Raw genomic sequence first — 22,509 nt, 5'->3', positions numbered from 1 at the left:
GCATGTCCACCGACCTCCACTTCGCGGCCGCTGCCGACACCGAGCGCCTCGCCGACGATGTGGGTCGACGGCGAGCAGCCGTGCGCCGCCGGCTCCTCCTCGTCGCCGGGGCCGGGGCGGCGATCATCCTGGTCGTCGGTGTCGCGGCGCTTCTGCTCGGCGCCGCCGGCCTATCGGTCGATCGCGTGCTGCTCGCACTCATCGGGCTCGGCGACGAGGGCGACCGTTTCGTGATCTTCCGATTGCGGATGCCGCGAGTCCTCGCCGCGGTCGCATGCGGTGCCGCGTTCGCCCTCGCGGGTGCGGTTTTCCAATCCGTGCTGCGCAATCCACTCGCGAGCCCCGACATCCTCGGCATCTCGAGTGGGGCGAGCCTCGGCGCCGTGTGGGCGATCCTCATGCTCGGCTACTCGGGGCTCGTGGTCTCCTCGTTCGCGTTCCTGGGCGCCATCGCGGTCGCCGTCCTGATCTGGGCCCTGGCCTGGCGCCGGGGCCTCCACGGAATCCGGTTCATCCTCGTCGGCGTCGGATTCGCCTACGTGTGCGGCTCGCTCGTGGCCTGGGTGCTCGCCCGGGCCGACGTCAAGCAAGCGCAATCGGCGCTCGTCTGGACGGTAGGCAGCGTCGCCGACATCCGCGGCGACGAGCTCACGATGCTCCTCATCGGCGTCGTCGTGCTGTCGCTGCTCATCGCACTCACGGCTCGCTCGCTCGGAGTGCTCGCGCTCGGCGACGATCATGCGAGCGGCCTCGGGGTGCGCACCAACACCGCCCGGATGGTGCTCCTGCTGCTCGCCGTCGCGCTCGTCGCGCTCGCGACGTCGACCGCCGGACCGATCGCGTTCGTCGCGCTCATCGCGCCCGCGATAGCCCGGCGCCTGCAGGGCGACGGCCAGGCCGCACTCGGCACCTCGGCGCTCGTGGGCGCCGCCCTCACCCTCACGGCCGACGTCGTCGGCCAATACGCGATTCCGGCGTTCACCGCCCCCGTCGGCATCGTCACCGGACTCATCGGAGCGCCCTACCTGCTGTGGCTGCTCGCCACGAACGAGAGGAGGGCCCGCGCATGAACGCGAGCTCCGTGACATCCGACGACCTGGCCGGCGACGACTCGCTCGCCGTGCGGTCCGCCAGCATCTCCTACGACGGCCGCCGCGTCATCGAGGGGCTCGACCTCGAGCTGCCAGCGGGCCGGATCACCGCGATCGTCGGTCCGAACGCGTGCGGCAAGTCGACACTGCTGCGCGGGATCGCCGGCCTGCATCCGCTGGAGTCCGGAAGGATCGAACTCGGCGGACGAGACACCGCCACCATGTCCCGTCGCGACCTGGCACGGCGCATCGGCGTGCTGCCGCAGGCGTCCATCGCCCCTGACGGAGTTCGCGTGGCCGAACTCGTCGCCCGCGGTCGGTACCCGCATCAGGGATGGTTCGGCCGGCATTCGAGCGACGACGACCGCGTGGTCGCCGAAGCGCTCGCGGCGACGGGCATCGGCGACCTCGCCGGCCGGCGCGTCGAGGAGCTCTCGGGCGGCCAGCGACAGCGGGTCTGGATCGCGATGGTGCTCGCCCAGCAGACCGGCATCGTGCTGCTCGACGAACCCACGACCTATCTTGACGTGACGCATCAGCTCGAACTGCTCGACCTGCTCACGGAACTCAATCGCACGCGCGGCACGACGGTCGTGATGGTGCTGCACGAGTTGAACCTCGCCGCCCGGTACGCCGACCGCATCGTCGTCATGCGCGACGGCGGCGTCATCGCGCAGGGCCCGCCGTCGGAGGTCATCACGACGGAGACCGTCGCGCAGGCGTTCGCCCTCGAGGCCCGCGTCGTGGTCGACCCCGTCTCGGGGAGCCCGCTCGTCGTGCCCGTCGGCCGCTTCCACGCGGCGGCGTGAGCCCGGTCGACACCCCGGTCGACACCCCGGCTCGATACCCGGCTCGACAGCCCCCGTCGACAGCCTGGCCCGACCCATCAAGTAAGCTTAGGCTGCCCTAATCCCACCACGAATCCACCAGGAGCCCTCCGTGCGTCTTCGCCGTCCACTCGCGGCCATCGCCACCCTCGCCGCTGCGGCGCTCACCCTCGCCGCGTGCACCCCCGGCGCAGCCGAGCCGTCCGAGTCCGACGCTGCCGCGAGCAGTGCCGGCGACACCTTCCCCCTGTCCATCAGCCACGCGTTCGGCGAGACCGAGATCGAGGCCGCACCCGAGCGCGTCGCGACGTGGGGTTGGGGCTCGACCGAAGCCGCGATCGCCGTCGGTGTCTACCCCGTCGCCATCGCCGAGCAGGCCTGGACCGTCGGCGCCGGCAACTACCTCCCATGGGTCGAAGAGGCCTACACCGAAGCGGATGTCGAGCTGCCGGCGCTGCTCTCCGATTCCGAGGGCGGCGCGACCGTGCCCTACGAGGAGTTCGTCGCGGCCGATGTCGACCTGATCATCGCGCCGTACTCGGGCCTCACCGAGGAGCAGTACGAGTTGCTCTCCGAGATCGCCCCGACGGTCGCCTACCCCGAGGGCCCGTGGACGACCACGTGGGACGACACGATCAGCATCACCGCCGACGCCCTCGGCCGTTCAGCCGACGGCACCGCCGTGCTCCACGACATCGAGGCGACGCTCGCCGCGAGCGCCGAGGCGCACCCCGAGTTCGCCGGCAAGACCTTCGCCGGAGTCTGGGACGGCGACGGCTTCGTCTACGTCTACACCGGGCTCGATGCGCGGATCGCGATCCTCACCGAACTCGGACTCGAGATCGCGCCGAGCGTCGCCGAGCTCGACAACTCCGACGGCGGCTTCTTCTACGAGTTGAGCTACGAGGAACTCGACAAGCTCAGCGCAGACTTCGTCATCAGCTACCACAACACCGAGGATGAGGCCAAGGAATTCCTCGCGAAGCCCGCGCTCCAGGCGATCCCCGCCGTCGCCGCCGGCGACGTGGCGCAGGTGTTCGACCCGATCACCGTCTCGTCGGTCTCCCCGCCGACCGCGCTCACGTTCGACTGGGCGAACGGCTTGCCCGCACTGACCGACACGATCGCCGCGGTGCTCGCGAAGTAGTTCGAGCTTCCGATGGGCGGATGCCCCTGGCGCAGCTCGATCGCGCCAGGGGCATCCGCGTGCGTCAGGGCAGTTGCGTCGGGGCATTTGCGTCAGGGCATTTGCGTCAGGATTCCGTCTGCGGATGCCCCCGAGCCGTTCGAATGGCGTAACACTCCGGCGCGCGCGCCCTGCTCGGCGTACAACTGAAGTCATGCCAGTGTCTCGTGCCACCTCGCCCGCCCGCCGAACGGCGAGCGGGCCGAGCCGGGGAGCGGCATGACCCTGACGCGCATCCTGCCGACGCTGCGCCGTTCCATCCCCGACCCACTGGCGGTCGACCAATGGCCGCATGCGACGACGGCCAGCACGGCCGACGTCTCGGTGGGCGGCGTCTCGCTGCGCCGCCTCGCCGAGCTCTGCGGCACGCCGGCGGTGCACATCGGCCGTTCCGTCGCGCCGGGCACGAACGGCCGGCTCGCCTCGGTCTCCGAGCAGACGGGCGTCGTCGTGGTGCAGGTGCTCGAGGCATCCGCTGCCCACGACGTTCGCACCATCACGATCGATGCCGACCTCACGCCACTCGAACCCGTATGGGCCGAAGCGCGGCTCATCGGTCGCGCGTCGATCGCCCGGGTGACTCCGACGACGATCGGTGCGACGGCGGGCGGATGTCGCGAGCTCACGACGATCGACCTGCCCGGCGACCTCGTGGCCGGCGACCTCCTCGCCTTGCCCTACGCCGCGATCGCAGACGACGCGGGCACCGCGCGCCCCGCGACCGGCTGGCCGCAGACCGCGAGATCGGCGGCTTCGGGAGCGCTCGCTCGAGCCGCGAACCACGAACCCGTCACCGGCTGAAGGGCGCCGTCGCTCGCTCCGCGTCATCCGCTCGCTCCGCGTCATCCGCCGCCCCCTCGACCGGAGCCCGCCGGCCCCAGACCGCGAACAGCGCGAACGCGACCGTCAGGAAGACCGTGCCGCCGATGAGCGCCGCGGCGATGCCTCGCGCTTCGCCGCCGGCCACCGCGACTGCCGCGAAGACCGTCGTGAGGCCCGCGACGCCGATCGAGCCGCCGAGCTGTTGCATGCCCTGCAGCAGGCTCGACGCCTGCCCGGTCTCGTCGGAGGGCGTCTGCGCCATGACGATCGACGTGATCGGTGCGAAGGCGAGTCCGGCGCCGAGGCCGAGCACGATGGCCGGGCCGAGGATGCCGCTGAGGAACGTGCTCGCGGTGCCGAGCTGGGCCATCCAGAGCATGCCACCCGCGAGGGCGGCGAGTCCGGTGAGGGCGACCACCCGCTCGCCGAGGCGGGCGACGAGCCGCGGCGTGAGCTGGTTCACGATCAGCATGCTGGCGACGAACGGCAGCAGCGCGAGGCCGGTGCCGAGGGGGTCGAAGCCGAGCACGTTCTGCGTGAAGATCGTCACGAAGTAGAAGAAGCCGAACATGCCGGCCGGCACGAAGAGCATGACCCAGAACGGCACGGCCGTGCGCGGCGAGCGGAAGTACTCGAGCTGCACCACCGGGCTCGCATGGCGCCGCTCGATGAGCACGAGCGCGAGGAGCGACGCCGCCGCGACGCCGAAAGCCACGAGCGTGCGCGGGTCGAGCCAGCCGGACTCCGCGGCGACGGTGAAGCCGTAGACGAGCGCGACCATCGCGAGCGTCGAGGTGAACGCACCGCCGACGTCGAGGCGAGCCCGGGTGCGCGACGTCTCGCGCAGGAAGGCGATCGCGCCGGCGACGATCACGAGGCCGATCGGCACGTTGACGAACATCACCCATTCCCAGCCGAGGGTCGTGGTGAGCACCCCGCCGAGGATGAGGCCGATCGCCCCGCCCGACCCGGAGGCGAGCACGAAGAGCGCCATCGCGCGGTTGCGCTGCGCGCCCGGCACGGTGTTCTCCATGAGCAGCACGAGCGTGCTGGGCGCGGCGAGCGCGGCGCCGACACCCTGGAGCACGCGGGCGATGACGAGCATCTCGGGATTCACGGCGAAGCCGCCGAGCGCGGATGCCGCGATGAAGATCAGCGTGCCGATGATGAGTGCTCGGCGCGCTCCGGTCATCTGGCCGATGCGTCCGCTCAAGAGGATGAGGCCGGCGAACGCGAGCGCGTAGGCCGTGACGACCCACGACAGGTTGGTGGGGCTGAAGCCGAGCTCGTCGCGGATGTGCGGCAGCGCGACGTTCACGATGCTCGCGTCGACCACGAGCATGAGTTGGGTGATGAAGACGACGATGAGGCCGAGCAGGGTGCGGCCCTTGAGGCGGGTCGCGGCCGGGCCGGTGACGGCTGATTTCGTGCCGACGGATGGCGCGGCGCCGACGGATGCCCCGTCGCGGCCCTGCGCCCCGTCGCGGCTCTGCGCCCCGTCTGGGGCGGGTGTCTCGGCGACGGTCGCTGGTGGCGCTTCGCTCATTGCTGGTGCTCCTGGTCTCGCTGGGTTAGGCTGATATCCGGAGAGAGTCTCCCCTTGTCGAATCGACAATACGGAGACAGTCTCCGCTTTGTCAAGAGGGTCGTCACATGACCCCGCAGGAGGAACCGTGAGCATCGAAGCCGCCGCACCGTCGCGGCCCATGCGCGCCGACGCGCGCCGCAATTACGAAACCATCGTGAAGGTCGCCGGCCAGGCATTCTCAGAGCACGGCACGCAAGCATCGCTCGACGACATCGCGGGTCGCGCGGGCGTCGGCCCCGGCACGCTCTACCGGCACTTCCCCAATCGCGACTGCCTGCTCGAGGCCGCGCTCGTCGAGAGCCGCCTCGAGATCAACCAACTCGGTGAGCGCCTGCTCGCAGACGACGACGCGGGCGCCGCGCTCGATGCCTGGATGCTCGCCATCGCCCGCCACTCGAACACGTGGGACGGCCTGCCCGATTCGATCGCCCAGTCGATCAACAACGAGAAATCGCCCCTCGGCGCCTCGTGCTCCAGCCTCGTCGACACCACCGGCCGACTCCTCGAGCGCGCACGCGAACAGGGCGCGGTGTCAGCGGATGTCTCGGCCCGCGACCTCTTCGTGATGGCGGGTTCGCTCGCGTGGGCCGCGTCGCGCCCGGGCGTCGGGGCAGACGCCCGCGCCGAGGCATCCGACAACCTGCCGCGAATGCTGGGCCTGCTCATGCGCGGGCTGCGCTGACGCGCCCCACGGCTACCGCAGGGCGGGGATGACCTCCGCCGCGAACAACTCGAGCCCCGAGCGGTCGTAGGCCGCCTCGGGGAAGTAGTGGATCGAGTACTCCAGGCCGAGTTCTCGGCGCTCGGCGAGCTTGGCGACCACTTGGGCAGGCGTGCCGACCGCGGCGTTCGGCGCGTGGAGGTCGGCGAGGTAGTCCGCGGTCTTCTCCGGTCCGAGGAAGGGCGCGACCCGCGCCTCGATGGCAGCGAGGCGCCGAGCGACATCCGCTTCGTCGGTGCCGACGACGGTGTGGAAGTTCGACGACCGGGTGATCGCCTCGAAGTCGGTGCCGAGGTTCTCGCAGTGCGCGCGCAGCACCTCGCTCTTGTGGGCGAACTCCTCGGGCGTGCCGGTGAAGTTCGTGTACGACGCGTACTTCGCGGCGATGCGCAAGGTGACCTTCTCGCCGCCGCCGGCGATCCAGAGCGGGATTCCGCCCGGCTGCAGCGGTTGCGGCTGCACGATCGCCCCGTCGACCTGGTAGTACTTCCCGTCGAGGGTGGCGGAGCCGGTGGTCCAGGCCTGGTGCATGATCTCGACCCCCTCGCGCAGGCGTCCGAGGCGCTCGGGCACGGGCGGGAAGCCGTAGCCGTAGGCACGCCATTCGTGCTCGTACCAGCCGCCACCGATGCCCATCTCGACCCGCCCGCCCGAGACGATGTCGACCGTGGCCGCGACCTTCGCGAGGTACGCGGGGTTGCGGTAGCTCATGCACGTGCACATCTGGCCGAGGCGAACGCGCGAGGTCGACGCGGCGTACGCCGCCATGAGGCTCCACGCCTCGTGCGTCGCCTCGGTCACCGAGGGCACGGGGGTGGTGTGCAGGTGGTCGTAGACCCAGATCGACTCCCAGGCCGAGTCGGGCGCATCGGCGAACTCGGCGAGCGAGCGCATCGCCTGCCACTGCGCAGCCGGCTCGATGCCGACGAGGTCGTGACGCCAGCCCTGGGGAACGAACATTCCGAATCTCATTCGAACAGCATAGGGACGATTCGGCGGATGCCTCGAGGCGCCCCGCGCCGGTGGAACGAGGTGGTTCGGCGCGTCTCATTTCAGCGCCAGCACTGAGGCAGTCTCACCTTTGCGGGCGTAGCTTCAGCCGAATGAACGAAGAGCAGCACTGCGAGTTCACAGCCGCCGACTTCGACGCGACCGTCATCGAGAGCAGCGGCATCCGCCTCATTCGCGTCACCGGCTCCGGGCTCTGCGCGAGTGCCGGCTGGAAGCTCGAGCTCATCGCGGCCAACCCCGGCGTCGTGCCCCATCCCGAGAGCCTGTGGCTCGAGATCCGGGAGACCCCGCCGCGCGATGGGGCCGCGCGGGTGCTCACCGAGGCGACCGTCGAGGCGATCATCGAGGACTCCCCGGCGCAGGAGATCGTCATTCGGTTCCGCTGGCGCGAGGGCTTCGTGCTTCCGCTGCGCGAGCGGGTCGGCGCCCTGCGCTGAGCTGCCGCACCCCGCAGCAATTGCCGCACCCCGCAGCAATTCAGGTGCGGAGGTGTGTCGCGCCCGCGTGTCGCGCCCGCGACGCACCGCGACACTCCTCCGCACCTGAATTACTGAGCCTCGTCGAGATTACTGAGCCTCGTCGAGCGGACGAGAGCTCCGCCAGCAGGCGTAGCAGCTACGCCAGCGCGTACCTGAGCTCGGCCATCGCCGGCCCCGACCACACGGTGCCGTCGAGATCGGAGCTGCGCACCGTGACGACCTTGCCGCCCTTCGCCATGACGAGCAGCGCGAGTTGCGGCAGCAGGTCACCGGCGTGGGTGCCGTCACCCAACTGCTCACCCGTGCCGTGGTCGCTCGCGAACTCGATGGCGCCCGACTCGCGGTCGAGCGTGCCGTTCACCGAAGTGGTGAAGTCGAACCAGAACACCTCGACCGCGCCGTCGGCCGCCTCACGGGCGATCGCGGCGAGATCTCGTTCGACGCGGCCGGCGGCACCCTCGGTGAGCTCGCGCAGCGCCCCATCGGCCTCGGCGACGTTCAGCCGGCCGAGCTGTTCGCGCAGCGCCTCATCGATCTCGGCGGCGCCGAGCCGGTCGGGGGCGCCGGCGACGCCGACGACGCGGCGACCATTCCGGATCCGGTCGATGAAGAGGCTGAGCAGCGGTTCGGCGGCGAAGACGAAGAGCGGTACGTTGCCCTCGGGGTCGCGCCGCATGAGCTCCTGACGCGTCGAATCGGCGACACGTTTCGCGTAGAGCTCCAAGAAGCCCTTTCGGCGCTCGTCGCCCTGAACGCCGCGATCGCCGTGCTTGCCGCCGCGCGGCTTGTCGTCGTTCTCGGGGTCGCGGTTGATGGCATCGTCGAGGCTCTTGTCGTGCGACTCGTCGACGTCGAGGGGCACCGCACGATCGGTCGGCGTCGCATGCCAGAGCGACCATTCATTGGCCGACAGGGTGAGGGCGAACGCCTCCTGGTCTTGGCTCGGCGCCCGTAGCAGCTGGCCGAGGGTGAAGTGCGAGCCGACGTGCACGGCGTCGTCGAGGCGGTTCGGCAGCACGAACACCTCGTTGAACCCGGGGGCCACGAAGATCGCGATCGACCGGGCGAGTCCGGCCCACACCTGCTGGTCGCCGATCACGGCATCGCGCTCCCGGCGGAGCGCCTCGAGCTCGGCGTTCGGGGCGCCCGACGCCTTCACCCGTTCGATCGCCTCGTCGAACGAACTCTTGACGGCGACTTCTGCGCGTTCACGCTCGCTCACGACGGGCGAGGTCGATGCGTAGATCGTGATCGACGGGTGATGCACTCCCGCCAGCACTACGAAATCCGCTGCCGTGGGCAATGCGTAATGTACGGTCATCGTTTCTCCCCCAAGATCGTGCGACAGCGAGGTCGCTCACACCCCAGCCTATGAAGGCCGGAGCGCGAGCGACACCCCCAAGCTCAGCCGACCGGATGATTCGAACGGATCACCCGCGTCGGGTCGACGGCGTGCTTGACTGCGCGCAACCGTTCGAGCTCCTCTCCGAAGAGACGCTCGGCCGGGCGCTCGTGCTCGGCGAAGTTCAGGTAGTCGCTCTCGGCACGCCACGGCTCGATACGCGAGAGCAGGCGGCCGAGGGATGCCGCGAGCGCGTCGCCCGCGCCCGGCATCGCGATGCCGACTCCGTAGACGGCGTAGCCGGCGTCGAAGCCCGCGACGACACCGGGCTCGGGCATTGCCTGCGCGGATGCCGCGGCGCGCGCGACCCCCGGCGACAGCATGCCCCCGAGGTGACGGATCTCGGTCGAGAGCAGTGCCGACGAGGCATCCGGCCCCACCGCGGTGACGAATGCGCGGATCGCGGCCGGCGGCAACTCGGCGAGCAGCATGCCGTCGCCGTATGCGGGAGTCGGCTCGGGCGGGTCCATGTGCAGTTGCAGCAGTTCGGCCGTGGACTGCGGGTGCACGGTGTCGATCTCGGGCCCGAGGGCGCGCAGCGGTGCGAGCATCTCGTCGACGCGCACAGCGCCCTCCTGCATCGCGACCTCGACGACGACGAGCGAACGCCCGGAGAGGAACGGCGGCAGCTCGGGCATGGGCGGCAGGCGCAGCACACGCGCGACCGAGGTGACCGAGGTCGGGAGCTCGTCGGTCCAGGCCGACCAGGCCGCGAGCACGTCTTCGGTGCGCTCGATCGGCCAGAGCAGCATGCCGGCACTCAGCTCGGCGACCTCGAAGAGCCGGAACTCGAGCGCCGTGACGACGCCGAAGTCGCCGCCGCCACCGCGCAGCGCCCAGAACAGCTCGGGGTCGTGCTCGGCGTCGACGCGGCGGTTCTCGCCATCGGCCGTGACGAGTTCGATCGCGACGACGTGGTTCGCGGCGAGGCCGTGCGAGCGGCCGAGCCAGCTGAGCCCGCCGCCGAGGGTGTAGCCGACGACGCCGACGTCGTGCGAGGAGCCGGCGAGTGCGGTGAGCCCAAGGGGTGCGGCCGCGGCGACGACATCGCCCCAGAGCGCGCCTGCCTCGACCCGCGCGATTCGTGCCTCGACATCGATCTCGACTCCGCGCAACTCGTGCGTGCGCAGCAGGATCGCGTCGGCGAGTCCGTCGCGGGCGGCGAGGGGGCCGGCGTTGTGGCCGGTGCCCTGCGGGGCGACCGCGAGCCCGACGCCCCTCGCGGTGCGTACAGTGTGTGCAATGTCGGCGGCACTCCTCGCGATGACGACCGCGGTCGGCCGCTGGTCGATGGCGAGGTTCCAGGCGGCGCGGGCATCGTCCCAGCGCGGGTCGCCCGAGATCAGCACCTCGCCCGCGACGCGAGCGTCGAGGAGCGCGAGGGCTTCGCGCAGGGAGAGCGTGGTGACGTCGTCGTCGCGCGCCGGTGCTTCAGTGATGTCGGTCGTCACGGCCGAGGGCACAGGGGTGTTCACGGATGGTTCCTTTCGGGATCGTCGCGGGCCCATGCGCGCCTCGAGGGCGGCGCTCGACGGCCGCACGGATCTCCGGCGGCGCTCGCGACGATCCTCATCCAACTTCGATGCCGGCGGCGCTGCTTCAGGGTCGGCCCTCCGATCGGCTCAGGGCCAGCCCTGCCTGCCGCCTGCGCCCGTCGAGTCATCCGTCGGCGATGACCACCTCGACGCCGGCTGCGGCGATGCGCCTGATCTCGTCGGAATCTGCGGAGCGGTCCGTGATGAGCATCGCGACCTGATCCACGTCTGCCATCTTCGCGAGGGCGACACGCCCGACCTTCGAGCCGTCGGCGACCACGACGGTTCGCTGGGCCTTCGCGACCATCGCGTGGTTGGTGCGCGCCTCCGTCTCATCGTGGGTGGTGACTCCGTTCGCGGCGGAGATGCCGTCGGCGCCGAGGATCGCCGTGCCGATGTTGACGGCGGTGAAGGTGCTCTCGGCCAGCACACCCACGAGCTCGAGCGACTGCGGCCGCAGGATGCCGCCCGTCATGATCACCTTGAGCTGCGGGTGGCTCGAGATGAGCCCGGCGATGGTGAGCGAGTTCGTCACGATCGTGAGGTCGCGATGGTTCGCGAGTTCCCGTGCGACGCTCGCCGTCGTCGTGCCGCCGGACAGGGCGACGGCATGCCGCCCACTGGGCATGAGCGCGGCCATCGTGCGGGCGATGCGAGTCTTGGCCTCGTGAAAACGAGTGTCGCGCAGGGCCACGGGGAGCTCCTCGCCGCGGTCGACCGCGGTGACGCCGCCATGCGTGCGGATGAGCAGCTCTTGTTGGGCGAGATCGGCGAGGTCGCGGCGCGCGGTGGCGGCGGAGACCCCGAGCACGGCGGCCAACTCGTCGAGCTTCACTGTGCCGCGGGCGGCGACGAGATCGAGGATCTCGACCATTCGGCGCGCACGCTTGCCCGATCCGACACGTGGGATCTGCGACGCGGCGTCGGTGATGGCCATACGGGGCTCCTTCCCGGCCTTCGTGGCCGGCTGATCATTTCGAATGATCATTTTAGCGGCAGATTGCGCAAAAGGTTGCGCGTATTGCGCATTCGCCCGCATCATCGAGGGCATGCCCAAGGTTGTGTTCATCGGCGCCGGGAGCGTCGTCTTCACCCGCCAGTTGCTCGCAGATCTGTTCCGCTTCGATGATCTGCCGACACTGAGCATCGCCCTGCACGATATCGACGCCGAACGGCTGGCGGTCGCCCGCGGCACCGCCGAGCAGGTGTCGACGCGACTCGGCCGCACGGTCGAGCTCACAGCGACGCTCGATCGCCGCGAAGCACTCGACGGCGCGGACTTCGTCATCAACATGATCCAGGTCGGCGGCATCGAAGCGACCCGGCTCGATCTTGAGATTCCGGCTCGGCACGGCCTGCGCCAGACGATCGGCGACACGACGGGCGTCGGCGGCGTGTTCCGAGGTCTCCGCACCTTTCCCGTGCTCTCGGGGATCGCCCGGGACATGCGCGAGCTCTGCCCCGATGCCTGGTTCCTCAACTATACGAATCCCATGGCGATGAACGTGTGGTGGATGTCGGTGGTCGCACCCGAGATCAAGACGGTCGGCCTCTGTCACAGCGTGTACTGGACCGTGCACGACCTCTGCGAGCTCATCGGAGTGCCGGTCGAGGGCACGCACTATCGCGCCGCCGGGGTGAACCACCAGGCATGGCTCCTCGAATTCTCGCGCGACGGCGAGAGCCTCTACCCTGCCCTCCGTGCGCGGATCGCCGAGGATCCGGAACTCGAACGTCGCGCGCGGGTCGAGATCTTCCGGCGCATCGGCTACTACCCCACCGAGACCAGCGAGCACTCGTCGGAGTACCTCGATTGGTTCCTTCGATCCGACGCGCAGATCGAACGCTTCCGCCTTCAGCCGTCGGAGTACCTCGGCATCTCCGAGGAGAACGTAGCCGAGTTCGAGGCCGCGAAGTCCGCGCTCGCGCAGGGTCGCGACCTGCCGCTCGAGAACGAAGCGGCCGAGTACGCACCGCAGATCATCCATTCGGTGCTCACCGGAACCGAGCGCCTCATCCACGCGAACGTCGTGAATCACGGCCTCATCGACAATCTCCCCCGCGGCGCGGTCGTCGAGGTGCCGAGCGTCGTCGACGCGAGCGGGGTCCGGCCGCTGCAGTACGGTGCGATCCCGGTGCAGGGCGCCGCCTTGAATCGCATGTACCTCTCGGTGGCCGAACTCACGATCGAAGCTGCGCGAACCGGCGACCCCGAGCTCGTCCGTCGAGCGGTGCTCGTCGACCCCAATGCCAGTTCCACCCTGACACCTGCCCAGATCTGGGCACTCTGCGACGAGCTCACCGTCGCGCACGCCGAGGTGCTTCCGGCCTCGCTCGGCGGGCGCATGCCCGAGGAATGAACCACCGCGGTGCCGTCGACCGCAAACGCACGATCCACCTGTCCTGCACCGTCAGCACCACCAGGAAGAGGATTCAACGATGAATGGCAACTCCCGCCGATCCGCACTCGCCCCGACCCTTGGCATGGTCACAGCTGCATCCGTACTGCTCGCCCTCGGCGGCTGCGCCGCACCGCAAGGGGCGACGAAGCTCGATGTCGATGCTCCCGTACAGATCGAGATGTGGAGCGGGCAGGCCGATGAGGCGCAGAGCCTCCTCGAGGGACTTGCCGCCGAGTTCGAGGAGCTGCACCCGAACGTGACGATCAAGGTCACCCCCGGCGCCTCCTCGACCGAAGACCTGCTTCAGAAGCTCTCCGCCGGATTCGCCGGCGACAAATACCCTGACATCTCCTACGCATTCGGCTCGTGGGCCGGACAGCTCGAAGGCTCGGGTCGCACGCTCGACATCAGCGACAAGGTCTCCGACCCAGATCTGAAATGGGACGAGTTCTCGGCCTCGTCGCGAGCGACGGTGCAGCCGACGGGCGAGAAGACCATCGGCTTCCCGGCCATCACCGACAACCTCTCCCTCATCTACAACACGACAGTCTTCGACGCAGCAGGCGTCGCGTACCCGACCGAGGACTGGACGTGGGAGGACTTTCGCGAGGCGGCGAAGCAACTGACGGATGCCGACGACGGCACGTACGGCTACGCGTATTCGGTCTCGGGCTCCGAGGAGACCACATGGCAGTTCTGGCCGCACCTCTGGCAGAACGGCGGTGCGATCCTCTCCGAGGACCAGACCACCGCCGAGTTCGCCGACCAAGCCGGTGTCGAGGCGCTCACATTCCTCCGCGACATGGCGGTCGAGGACCAGAGCATCTATCTCGACCAGACCGACACGAAGTTCGGACAGCTGTTCGCAAGCGACCGGATCGGCATGATCACCTCCGGTCCGTGGCAGCTGTACGACCTGAAGACCGCGGGCACCGAATACGGCGTCACGATCCTGCCCGGCACCGACGGCGACCACCAGACAGTGTCGGGCGCCGACATCTGGGCCCTCTTCGATCACAAGGACACGAACCGCGAGCACTGGGCGTACGAGTTCACGAAGTGGCTGACCGAGGCCGAGCAGGATGAGCGATGGAACGTCGCACTCGGCAATCTCCCGCTGCGATCGTCTGAGATCGAGTCGGAGGCGTTCGCGAAGCAGGTCGCGACCTACCCCGGACTCGACATCATGGCGAGCAACTCGGTGAACGCCGAGCAACCTCGTCCGACGATCCCCGGCTACGTCGGACTCTCCGAAGCCATCGGCGCCTCGATCTCCGAAGTACTGCAGGGAGAAGGCGATCCGAAGGAAGCACTCGAGGCCGCAGCGGCCGACGCCGACGCCGCCCTCGCGAAGTAGCGGATACCGGGAGACGCACTCGATGCCCACCCAGCACACCGCCGTGGCGGATGCCCCGACGTCCATGAACGTGGACGGCGGGGCATCCGCCACGCGCCAACGTCGCCGCAACAACACCCGGGCCACGTTGACCGGATGGGGCTTCGTCGGCCCGGCGACGCTCATCATCCTCGGCCTGTCGGTGTTTCCGGCGGCATGGGCGCTCGTGCTGTCCCTCCAGGAGTGGGACGGATTCAGCGAGCCGACGTTCGTCGGCGGCGCGAACTACATAGGGCTCATCTCCGACGCCGACTTCTGGAACGCGGTGCTGAACACCCTCGGGTACACCGTGCTGTTCGTGCCGGCCTCGGTGTTGGTGGGGCTGTTCCTCGCGGTGGCGCTGAACCGGAGCATCCGCTTCATCGGCATCTACCGCACCGCGATCTTCGTGCCGTTCGTCGCCTCCGCCGCAGCCACCGGAATCCTCGCCACCTACCTCTTCAGCCCGCAGTTCGGCCTCGTGAACAACGTGCTCCGCACGCTCGGCCTACCGTCGCAGGGCTGGCTCGAAGACCCGTCTCAGGCGATGGTCGTCATCGCCATCATGTCGCTGTGGGGCCAGGCGGCCTTCACGACCGTGATCTACCTCGCCGCCCTGCAAGACATTCCCGGCGAGCTGCTCGAGGCGGCCCGCATCGACGGCGCCACCCGCTGGCAGACCTTCTGGCGGGTCGTCTGGCCGCAATTGACGCCCGTGACGGTGTTCGTGGCCATCTGGCAGACGATCGGCGCGATCCAGCTGTTCGACCTCGTCTACACGACCACTCGGGGCGGCCCGCTCGACGCGACGAAGACGATCGTCTACTTCCTCTGGGAGAAGGCGTTCCACTCCCTGGAATTCGGGTACGGCTCGGCCGCCGCGTACGTGCTCTTCGCCGTGACGTTGTCGATCACGATCGGCATCGTCGTGTACTCGCGCAAGCGGAACCTGGAGGCCTTCTGATGACCACCCTGCTCCACGAGATCACCACGTCCTCCGAAGTGGTCGCGCGCAGCCCTTCGAAGCGACGACGGCGGCGAGGATTCAGCTTCTGGCACCTCTTCCTCTTCCCGGTCGCGCTCATCTTCGTCGTGCCGTTCGTGCAGATGGCGATGGCCTCCCTGTCACCGGCGAAGGAACTCGTGTCGTTCCCTCCGCCGTTCTTCCCGTCGGCGCTGACCTTCGACGGCTATGCGACCCTCTTCACGAAGACCGACATCCTGCTCTGGCTCGCGAACACGGTGATCGTCGCCGGTACCGCGATCGTCTCGAACCTGGTGCTCTGCTCCCTCGCCGGCTACGGGTTCGCGCGCCTCGCGTTCAGGGGGCGTGCATTCGGGTTCTTCGCCATCATCGGCACGATCATGATCCCGACGCAGCTGCTCATGATCCCGACGTACATCATGTTCGCGAAACTCGGTCTGCTCGACGGCCTCGGGGCCGCGATCGTGCCGTGGCTCGCGACCGCGTTCGGAATCTTCCTGATGCGCCAGTTCTTCCTTTCACTTCCCGTCGAGCTCGAGGAGTCCGGCATGATCGACGGGTGCAACCGTTGGCAGGTGTTCTTCCGCATCGTGCTGCCGCTGGCGAAGCCGGCGCTCGCGACGCTCGCGATCTTCACCCTGCTCGGATCGTGGAACGACCTCGTCTGGCCCCTCATCGCGATCAACAACGACCAGGCGTTCACGCTGCAACTCGGCATCGCGAACTTCCAAAGCACCCGACGCACCGAATGGAGCCTCCTCATGGCAGGCAATGTGGTGGCAACCCTGCCGCTCATCCTCTTCTTCCTCTTCGCCCAACGGCAGTTCATCGCCACCATGACGTTCTCGGGCCTCAAGGGATGATCGCCGTGACGAAGACCACCCCGCCCGAGACGACCGACGTGCTCGTGGTCGGCGACGCCAATCCCGATCTCATCCTGACCGGCGACACCGTGCCGCGGTTCGGCCAGTCCGAGCAGCTGCTCGACGGCGCCACCCTGCTGCTCGGCGGCAGCGCATCGATCGTCGCGTGCGGCCTCGCCCGCCTCGGTGTCGCGACGGCGCTCATCGCCGTGATCGGCGACGACGACTTCGGCAGGTTCACGCGTGCGCGGCTCGAGTACCGGCGGGTCGACACCTCGTCGTTCATCGTCGATCCCTCCGAAGAGACCGGGCTCTCGGTCCTCCTTCAGACCGACGACGATCGAACGATCTTCACCTCGGTGGGGGCGATCCCCTTGCTCACGGCAGCGAAAGTACGTGACGCGGTCGAGCGGCTCGCACCTCGGCACGTGCACGTCGCCTCATACTTCCTGCAACCCGCACTGGCCGCCGAGCTGCCCGAACTCCTCGCCTGGTTGCGTGCCCGCGGGGTGTCGACGAGCCTCGACACGAACTGGGACCCGGCAAATCGTTGGGCGGGGCTCGATGCCGTGCTGCCCCACGTCGACGTGTTCTTCCCCAATGTCGAGGAAGCCCTGGCCATAGCGGGCACGATCGCGGGCCGGCCCTTCGACGACCCGGTCACTGCCGCGCGGTCGCTCGCCGCGCTCGGCCCGCGCGTCGTCGTGAAAGCCGGTGCCGACGGCGGGATCTCGGTTGCGGCCGGCGGGCGGGCGGTGCGTGCACCGGGGCTGGCCGTCGATGTCGTGGACACCACGGGAGCGGGCGACAGCTTCGACGCGGGGTACCTCGCCGCGATGCTCGCGGGCGTCGGAGACGAGTCCGAACGGGTGCTGTGGGCGGCGTCCGCGGGATCGCTCTCCACCCGAGGCGCCGGAGGAACGGCATTCCAGGCGATGCGCGATCAGCTCCCGTCTGAACTCGTGAGCTGAGTGCCGTAGCGGCGATCCCGCCGATTCGAGCTCCGTCTACCGGAATACGCCGACGCGAACTCCGGTTGCCGAGAGAGATGACTTCTTCACCCCGCCTCTCAGTGCTCGACCTGATTCCGGTACGCAGCGGCCAGACGAGTACGGGCGCGCTCGCGGCATCCGTGCGCCTGGCGCAGCTGGCCGACCGGCTCGGCTTCACCCGCTACTGGTTCGCCGAGCACCACAACATGCCCTCGGTCGCATCGACCACACCGCCCGTGCTGATCGCCGCGATCGCGGCGAAGACCGAGCGCATCCGGGTCGGTTCGGGCGGCGTCATGCTGCCGAACCACGCCCCGCTCGTCGTCGCCGAGCAGTTCGCGGCGCTCGAAGCGCTCGCGCCCGGCCGCATCGACCTCGGCATCGGCCGTGCGCCGGGCAGCGACCCCGTGATCACGCAACTGCTGCGCATCTCGGGCCCGACGGCCGACGTCGACCGCTTCCCCGACCACATCGCCGACATCATCTCGCTGCTCTCCCCCGACGGCGCCATGCTGCGCCTCACGAGCGGGCGCGAGTACGCGATCACGGCGACGCCGGCGGCGACGGATGTCCCGACGCTCTGGCTGCTCGGGTCGAGCGACTACTCGGCGAAGCTCGCCGCCTCGCTCGGCCTGCCCTACGTCTTCGCGAACCACTTCTCGGGCGAGGGACTCGAGCGGGCGCTCGAGCTCTACCGCACCGAGTACCAGCCGAGCGAGGCCCACCCGGTGCCCGAGACGTTCCTCACCGTGAACGCCTCGGTGGCACCGACGGTCGAAGAGGCCCGGGCGCGGGCGCTGCCGCAGCTGCACTCGATGGCACGGCTGCGCACCAACCGGCCGATGCTGCCCCTCGAGACGGTCGAAGAGGCGCTCGCCGCCCCCACCGACTCGATCGGCGACGAGATCATCGCCGCGATGGAGCAGCGCTGGATCATCGCCGACCCGGCGAGCGCCGCAGCCGAGCTGCGAACCCTCGCCGCCCGTCACGGCATCGACGAGGTCATGCTCGCGCCGATCGGCGGCTCCTACGACGCCGAGCCCGCAGACGCGACCCCCGGCCGCGAGCAGACGCTCGAGTTGCTCGCCGGGGAACTGCTCACGAAGTGAACTCTGCGAGTCGAGTTCGTCGCGACCTGCCGGTTGAGCTCGTGGAAACCCGCTATGCGATGACTTCCCGGCCTCGCGCGCGGCGCGCCGACATGCTGCTGCCGCGCGCGATCAGGTAGATGAAGGCGGCGAGGAACGGCAACGCGAGCAGGAACAGCACCCAGAGAGCCTTCGCCCAGCCGCCCAGCGTGTCGTCGCGGAACACGTCGATGAGCAGCGAGATGAAGATGGCGATGCACGACACTGCGATGTAGAACCAGAAGAACCAGCTCAAGAAGTCCCAGAGAGTCACGGCCGTTCCCTTCTCCCGTGGGTGTGCCGATCACGCCCGCGTCGGCTCGAAGCTATTCCGCTGCGCGCCATCGCACATCACCCGGATCGAGTGATGCCGTGGTGCGTGCGCCCCGTTCGGGGGGTCGGAAAGGCGTGGCTGCGAATTCTCGCGCGGTGCATACTGACCCGTGGGACGGCTGCGCGCGTCCGTGGGGGCACGAGTGGTCGAACACCTCGCTTCGGAATACCTGGTCCGACGACCAGCACTGCAGCACCGCCTCGCCGGTGCACTCTCACTGCCGCTGACGCTCGTCGTCGCCCAGGCCGGTGCCGGCAAGACCGTGCTGCTGAGCCAATGGGCCGCCGAGCACGAGAGCGTCGCCTTCGCGTGGATCGACGTGGAATCGGCCGATGACGACCCGGTGCGGTTCGCCCGACGTCTGCTCGCGGCGCTCGCCGAGGTCAACCCCGAGGTCATGCAGCTCGCACGGCAGACCGCGCTGAACGCAGGAGGCCTGGGCACCTCGCTGATCCGGTCGCTCGCCGCCGAGCTCGAGGCATTCCCCGAGACCGTCATCGTGCTCGATGACCTGCACCACCTCTCCAACGGCACGCTGCTGGCCGACCTCGGCAGGCTCGCATCGACGAGTCCGCCCAACGTGCACTTCGTCATCTCGACGCGCGTCGATCCGCCCATCGCGTGGAGCCGGTTGCGGCTCAGACACCGGTTGCTCGAGATCAGGCAGGCCGATCTCGCGATGACGGGCCCCGAGTCGGCTGAGCTCCTCGCCAGGGTCACCCGTCGCGACATCCCCCCGGCGATGCTCGAGTTGCTGATGACCCGCACCGAAGGATGGGCCGCCGGCCTGCAACTGGCCGGACTCACCCTTCGCTTCCACGAGCGACCGGATGACTTCGTCGCCGAGTTCGGCGGCACCGATCGGCTGATCGCCGAGTACCTCACCGAAGAAGTGCTCGACGCGCTGCCCGAGGCCGACCGCGAGCGGCTGTTGCAGATGTCCACCCTCGATGCGATGACCGCCGAACTCCTCGACCATCTCCTCGAGTGCGCTGACGGGCAACGGCTGCTGGAGCGTCTCGAACACGAATCCGTCTTCCTCGTCGCACTCGACGCCCACCGCGAGCGGTTCCGATTCCACCAGCTCTTCCGTGACCTGCTCCGCTCCCGGCTTCGCGCCGACGACGCCGAGGAGGAGACTCGTCTGCTCCGTCGCGCCGCCGAGTTCCATGCTCGTCACGGTGAGCTCGCTCCGGCGATCGAGTACCTGCTGCGAGCGCGGCAGTGGGACGACGCGCTCGACGCCATCATGGCGCGCGGAAGCGATGTGTTCGAGCGCGGCGAGATGCGTACGGTCATCCGCTGGATCACCGCGGTTCCAGAGTCGGCTCGAGCCGAGCGGTTGGATGTCGCGCTCGAACTCGGCATCCTCGTCGGCATGGAGGGCGACGCGGTGCGTGCGGTCGATACCATGAGCGCCGTGGCGAACGACCCGCGCGCCACGGTCGGCCAGCGCATGGTCGCCCACGCGTGGATCTCGGCGGCGACCCAGTGGAACCCCCGCCCTGCTGGGCCGCTCCGCGCGGCGGAGCAGGCCATCGCCCTACTGGATGCCGATGCGGAAGCCGAGACGGGCACGCCCGTTCCCGATCTGATGCACCTCACGAGTCGCCGACTCCTGCGCACCCTCGCCGTCGGTTCCGGCGGCCGATCGCTCTTCCTCGCCGGCGACCTCGCCGCTGCGGAGCGCTGGCTGCTGCAGGCGCTGGAGACCGACGGGAGCTCCTATCCGCCGTTCCGGGTGGGGCTGCTCGGTTCGCTCGCGCTCGTCCATGCGTGGTGCGGGCGAACCATCGACGCCGAGCTCCTGGCGGCCGAAGTCCTCGAGCTCGCGGCCACCGCGGGGCTGCTCACCCATCCGGTGATCGCGGATGCCTACTTCGCCGAGGCGATGGTCGCGCTCGAGCGCAGTGATCCGGATGCCGCGGCTCCGCCCCTCCGGGAGGGCACGATCCGTGCGGAGGCCAACCGTCGAGCACAGCTGCTGTGGCTCTCGCGCATCGAGCACGCCCGCCTCGCTGCGGCCGCCGGCCGCTTCCCCGAGGCCCTCGAACTCGCCGAGCATTCCCTGCGCGAGGCCGGGCCGGGGCCGGCGCCCGTTCTCCTCGATCGACTCGTCGCGGTGCAGATGACGGCGTTGCGCCGCACGGGCCAGGCCCGGGAGAGCCTCCGGGTGCACGGAGCAACCTCGCCCGCGACGCCCGCGATCGCGTTCGAGACCATCGCCGCGCTCCTGACCGTCGGCGAACACGCTGCGGCAGCGCGGATGCTCTCCGACACGGGCCGCCTCTTCACCGGAGCAGGGCAGCTCGGCGACATCCGACACTCGCTACTGCTCGGCTGGATCACGGAACTCGAAGGCGACCATCGCGGCGCCCTCGACCTCGCGGCCTCCGCGCTGAGTCGCGCCGAACCCGACGGACTCATCGAGGTCTTCCTCGAATCGGGCCCCGTCGTCGTCGAGTTGGTCGCCGAACTCGCGCCGGCGCACGACGGCCTGGCGGCGGCGATCCTGCGACGGCGACGCCGGCTCGAACCTCCGAATGCGAACGACGGCCTGACCGAACCGCTGACCGAGCGCGAACTCGAGATCCTCGCGTACCTGCCCGGCTACTCGACCACCGCCGAACTGGCACGAGCGTGCTTCGTGTCGGTCAACACCCTCAAGACGCACTTGGCCCACATCTATCGAAAACTCGGGGTCTCGGGGCGAAGCGCGGCGATCGCCGAAGCCCGCGAACTGAGGTTGCTCGGGCCACTCACGCCGCTCGGGCCGCTCACGCCGGTCGAGCCGGTCGAGCCGGTACGTGTATGACCGACTCGATCTCGACGTTGAAGCCGCGAAGCAGGTCGAGCACTCCGAGGAGCCGCGCCTGATCGGGCACCTGCCCGCGCAGGCGGGTCGAACCCGAGCCGCTCGCGACGACCTCGAATCCCTCGAGCTCATCGGTGATCATCTCGCCGACCTCGCCTCGAACGAGGATCTCGAACGTCTCGGCGACCATGATCTCCCCCGATCGATGCGACGACGACTCACGCATTCGGCGTCGCGTCGACGCCGGTCCCCCGTCGACGCGACCCCCGCGTCGGGAGCCCCCGACGACGCGAGTCTCGACTAGATACGCCGTCGACGTCCGGGCGTCAATGCGGCACCGACAACGGCGGCCTTCGCGACCGGCGCGGGTCCTGGGCGCACCGCCGCTCCGACGACGGCCGCTCTCGCGACCGGTGCGCCGACCACGCCGACGCGTCCGATTCGTGCAGCTCTCAATGGCATGTCAGGCTCCTGTCGTCTCGAGGGCGTCATCGGCATCGAGTGACGCGATGATCGCTTGGATCGGGATACGGCCGTTCGCGATCAGCTGTCCGCCGGCACGCCGAGCCGCCGCGGCGAAGGGCGCCGCCCAGAGATTCTCGTACACGAGCACGCCCGCGACGCTGCCGGGCTCCATCGCGTTCGCGAGCTGCTCGACATCGTCGGCGGCGAGCAACTCGGCGAGTTCGGTTTCGAGCTCGACGAGCGGGCCGAGTTCGCCGAGGTCGGCGAGTTCCGCGGCTTCGATCGTCCCGTTCTCGTCTTTGGTGAGCACGATCGCGTCGATCAGGCGGATCGTTCCGGCGTCGACGAGGCGCACGAGCTCCTCCGCGATCTCGCCCGTGAAGTTCGCCTGCCCTGCCGGGAACTCGATCACGAGGAAGTCGACCGGTCCGAGGTCGTCCAGCGCCTGTTCAGTCATTTCATTCCTCCGATTCGTGGCAGTGCCGGCAG

21 protein-coding genes are annotated in these 22,509 nt (G+C 69.3%); 13 read left to right on the top strand and 8 right to left on the bottom strand.

All coding sequences use genetic code 11. The features are described from left to right. The first annotated feature begins 2 nt into the window (after positions 1-2). From AC1C2R_RS11105 to AC1C2R_RS11090, 4 genes are all read left to right on the top strand, one after another. Positions 3-1,070: a FecCD family ABC transporter permease gene (locus AC1C2R_RS11105; protein ID WP_495379933.1), complete on the top strand. Its 1,068-nt coding sequence runs from the start codon at positions 3-5 to the stop codon at positions 1,068-1,070. Then, a complete protein-coding gene (locus tag AC1C2R_RS11100; RefSeq protein ID WP_495379932.1) occupies positions 1,067-1,900 on the top strand; it encodes an ABC transporter ATP-binding protein in 834 nt (277 codons plus the stop codon). The genes AC1C2R_RS11105 and AC1C2R_RS11100 overlap by 4 nt, the downstream gene beginning before the upstream one ends. A 130-nt stretch (positions 1,901-2,030) precedes the next feature. Then, positions 2,031-3,065 carry an iron-siderophore ABC transporter substrate-binding protein gene (locus AC1C2R_RS11095; RefSeq protein WP_495379931.1) on the top strand — a complete coding sequence of 345 codons (1,035 nt, stop codon included), beginning with the start codon at positions 2,031-2,033 and terminating at the stop codon, positions 3,063-3,065. 258 nt (positions 3,066-3,323) lie between these two features. Then, on the top strand, positions 3,324-3,905 hold the full coding sequence (locus AC1C2R_RS11090; RefSeq protein ID WP_495379930.1) for a hypothetical protein: 582 nt from the start codon (positions 3,324-3,326) through the stop codon (positions 3,903-3,905). Here the strand turns inward: AC1C2R_RS11090 and AC1C2R_RS11085 are convergent. Beyond that, entirely contained in the window at positions 3,895-5,472 is a 1,578-nt protein-coding gene (locus AC1C2R_RS11085; RefSeq protein WP_495379929.1) for an MFS transporter, read from the bottom strand. The two genes, AC1C2R_RS11090 and AC1C2R_RS11085, sit on opposite strands and share 11 nt — an antisense overlap. 127 nt (positions 5,473-5,599) lie before the next feature. Between AC1C2R_RS11085 and AC1C2R_RS11080 the strand changes: the two genes are divergently transcribed. Continuing rightward, a complete protein-coding gene (locus AC1C2R_RS11080) occupies positions 5,600-6,196 on the top strand; it encodes a TetR/AcrR family transcriptional regulator (RefSeq protein ID WP_495352533.1) in 597 nt (198 codons plus the stop codon). Positions 6,197-6,208: 12 nt separating this feature from the next. Here the strand turns inward: AC1C2R_RS11080 and AC1C2R_RS11075 are convergent, their stop codons facing one another. Next, positions 6,209-7,207, bottom strand: coding sequence for an LLM class F420-dependent oxidoreductase (locus tag AC1C2R_RS11075; protein WP_495379928.1), 999 nt, complete (start codon positions 7,205-7,207; stop codon positions 6,209-6,211). Positions 7,208-7,338: 131 nt separating this feature from the next. Here AC1C2R_RS11075 and AC1C2R_RS11070 point away from each other — a divergent pair, with 131 nt between their 5' ends. After that, positions 7,339-7,683: a hypothetical protein gene (locus AC1C2R_RS11070; protein WP_495352531.1), complete on the top strand. Its 345-nt coding sequence runs from the start codon at positions 7,339-7,341 to the stop codon at positions 7,681-7,683. Between the two features lie 178 nt (positions 7,684-7,861). Here AC1C2R_RS11070 and AC1C2R_RS11065 read toward each other — a convergent pair whose 3' ends face one another. From AC1C2R_RS11065 to AC1C2R_RS11055, 3 genes are all read right to left on the bottom strand, one after another. After that, positions 7,862-9,046 carry a baeRF3 domain-containing protein gene (locus AC1C2R_RS11065; RefSeq protein WP_495379927.1) on the bottom strand — a complete coding sequence of 395 codons (1,185 nt, stop codon included), beginning with the start codon at positions 9,044-9,046 and terminating at the stop codon, positions 7,862-7,864. Positions 9,047-9,129: 83 nt separating this feature from the next. Beyond that, positions 9,130-10,602: an FAD-binding oxidoreductase gene (locus tag AC1C2R_RS11060; RefSeq protein WP_495379926.1), complete on the bottom strand. Its 1,473-nt coding sequence runs from the start codon at positions 10,600-10,602 to the stop codon at positions 9,130-9,132. 184 nt (positions 10,603-10,786) lie between these two features. Further along, positions 10,787-11,599 carry a DeoR/GlpR family DNA-binding transcription regulator gene (locus tag AC1C2R_RS11055; RefSeq protein WP_495352528.1) on the bottom strand — a complete coding sequence of 271 codons (813 nt, stop codon included), beginning with the start codon at positions 11,597-11,599 and terminating at the stop codon, positions 10,787-10,789. 112 nt (positions 11,600-11,711) lie between these two features. Here AC1C2R_RS11055 and AC1C2R_RS11050 point away from each other — a divergent pair, with 112 nt between their 5' ends. From AC1C2R_RS11050 to AC1C2R_RS11025, 6 genes are all read left to right on the top strand, one after another. Continuing rightward, positions 11,712-13,022: an alpha-glucosidase/alpha-galactosidase gene (locus tag AC1C2R_RS11050; RefSeq protein ID WP_495379925.1), complete on the top strand. Its 1,311-nt coding sequence runs from the start codon at positions 11,712-11,714 to the stop codon at positions 13,020-13,022. A 79-nt stretch (positions 13,023-13,101) separates the two neighbouring features. Further along, positions 13,102-14,421 carry an ABC transporter substrate-binding protein gene (locus tag AC1C2R_RS11045; protein ID WP_495352526.1) on the top strand — a complete coding sequence of 440 codons (1,320 nt, stop codon included), beginning with the start codon at positions 13,102-13,104 and terminating at the stop codon, positions 14,419-14,421. A 22-nt stretch (positions 14,422-14,443) separates the two neighbouring features. Beyond that, a complete protein-coding gene (locus AC1C2R_RS11040; protein ID WP_495379924.1) occupies positions 14,444-15,403 on the top strand; it encodes a carbohydrate ABC transporter permease in 960 nt (319 codons plus the stop codon). Then, on the top strand, positions 15,403-16,287 hold the full coding sequence (locus AC1C2R_RS11035) for a carbohydrate ABC transporter permease (protein WP_495379923.1): 885 nt from the start codon (positions 15,403-15,405) through the stop codon (positions 16,285-16,287). Before AC1C2R_RS11040 ends, AC1C2R_RS11035 begins: the two co-directional genes overlap by 1 nt. Before the next feature lie 5 nt (positions 16,288-16,292). Then, a complete protein-coding gene (locus tag AC1C2R_RS11030) occupies positions 16,293-17,258 on the top strand; it encodes a carbohydrate kinase family protein (protein ID WP_495352523.1) in 966 nt (321 codons plus the stop codon). A gap of 77 nt (positions 17,259-17,335) precedes the next feature. After that, a complete protein-coding gene (locus AC1C2R_RS11025) occupies positions 17,336-18,388 on the top strand; it encodes an LLM class flavin-dependent oxidoreductase (protein WP_495352522.1) in 1,053 nt (350 codons plus the stop codon). A gap of 52 nt (positions 18,389-18,440) precedes the next feature. Here AC1C2R_RS11025 and AC1C2R_RS11020 read toward each other — a convergent pair whose 3' ends face one another. Next, positions 18,441-18,680: a PLDc N-terminal domain-containing protein gene (locus AC1C2R_RS11020; RefSeq protein WP_495352521.1), complete on the bottom strand. Its 240-nt coding sequence runs from the start codon at positions 18,678-18,680 to the stop codon at positions 18,441-18,443. Between the two features lie 202 nt (positions 18,681-18,882). Between AC1C2R_RS11020 and AC1C2R_RS11015 the strand changes: the two genes are divergently transcribed. Then, positions 18,883-21,555, top strand: a complete 2,673-nt coding sequence (locus tag AC1C2R_RS11015) for a winged helix-turn-helix domain-containing protein (protein ID WP_495379922.1) — start codon at positions 18,883-18,885, stop codon at positions 21,553-21,555. Here the strand turns inward: AC1C2R_RS11015 and AC1C2R_RS11010 are convergent. Further along, the gene (locus tag AC1C2R_RS11010) at positions 21,518-21,745 is read right to left on the bottom strand and encodes a DUF8691 family protein (RefSeq protein WP_495379921.1); all 228 of its coding nucleotides are present in this window, start codon (positions 21,743-21,745) and stop codon (positions 21,518-21,520) included. The genes AC1C2R_RS11015 and AC1C2R_RS11010 overlap by 38 nt on opposite strands. A gap of 273 nt (positions 21,746-22,018) precedes the next feature. Beyond that, complete coding sequence (locus AC1C2R_RS11005) at positions 22,019-22,477, bottom strand: DUF6325 family protein (RefSeq protein WP_495352518.1); 459 nt, start codon at positions 22,475-22,477, stop codon at positions 22,019-22,021. Positions 22,478-22,509: the final 32 nt, after the last annotated feature.

The sequence above is a fragment of the Agromyces sp. Y182 genome (assembly GCF_059445385.1).
This window is presented reverse-complemented; position numbering and strand designations above follow the sequence as displayed.

What these genes read in the sequence shown, in the direction of transcription:
- AC1C2R_RS11105 (WP_495379933.1), top strand. Translation starts at nt 3, where the DNA reads ATGTCCACCGACCTCCACTTCGCGGCCGCTGCCGACACCGAGCGCCTC.
- AC1C2R_RS11100 (WP_495379932.1), top strand. Translation starts at nt 1,067, where the DNA reads ATGAACGCGAGCTCCGTGACATCCGACGACCTGGCCGGCGACGACTCG.
- AC1C2R_RS11090 (WP_495379930.1), top strand. Translation starts at nt 3,324, where the DNA reads ATGACCCTGACGCGCATCCTGCCGACGCTGCGCCGTTCCATCCCCGAC.
- AC1C2R_RS11085 (WP_495379929.1), bottom strand. Translation starts at nt 5,472, where the DNA reads ATGAGCGAAGCGCCACCAGCGACCGTCGCCGAGACACCCGCCCCAGAC.
- AC1C2R_RS11075 (WP_495379928.1), bottom strand. Translation starts at nt 7,207, where the DNA reads ATGAGATTCGGAATGTTCGTTCCCCAGGGCTGGCGTCACGACCTCGTC.
- AC1C2R_RS11070 (WP_495352531.1), top strand. Translation starts at nt 7,339, where the DNA reads ATGAACGAAGAGCAGCACTGCGAGTTCACAGCCGCCGACTTCGACGCG.
- AC1C2R_RS11065 (WP_495379927.1), bottom strand. Translation starts at nt 9,046, where the DNA reads ATGACCGTACATTACGCATTGCCCACGGCAGCGGATTTCGTAGTGCTG.
- AC1C2R_RS11055 (WP_495352528.1), bottom strand. Translation starts at nt 11,599, where the DNA reads ATGGCCATCACCGACGCCGCGTCGCAGATCCCACGTGTCGGATCGGGC.
- AC1C2R_RS11050 (WP_495379925.1), top strand. Translation starts at nt 11,712, where the DNA reads ATGCCCAAGGTTGTGTTCATCGGCGCCGGGAGCGTCGTCTTCACCCGC.
- AC1C2R_RS11045 (WP_495352526.1), top strand. Translation starts at nt 13,102, where the DNA reads ATGAATGGCAACTCCCGCCGATCCGCACTCGCCCCGACCCTTGGCATG.
- AC1C2R_RS11040 (WP_495379924.1), top strand. Translation starts at nt 14,444, where the DNA reads ATGCCCACCCAGCACACCGCCGTGGCGGATGCCCCGACGTCCATGAAC.
- AC1C2R_RS11035 (WP_495379923.1), top strand. Translation starts at nt 15,403, where the DNA reads ATGACCACCCTGCTCCACGAGATCACCACGTCCTCCGAAGTGGTCGCG.
- AC1C2R_RS11025 (WP_495352522.1), top strand. Translation starts at nt 17,336, where the DNA reads ATGACTTCTTCACCCCGCCTCTCAGTGCTCGACCTGATTCCGGTACGC.
- AC1C2R_RS11010 (WP_495379921.1), bottom strand. Translation starts at nt 21,745, where the DNA reads ATGGTCGCCGAGACGTTCGAGATCCTCGTTCGAGGCGAGGTCGGCGAG.
- AC1C2R_RS11005 (WP_495352518.1), bottom strand. Translation starts at nt 22,477, where the DNA reads ATGACTGAACAGGCGCTGGACGACCTCGGACCGGTCGACTTCCTCGTG.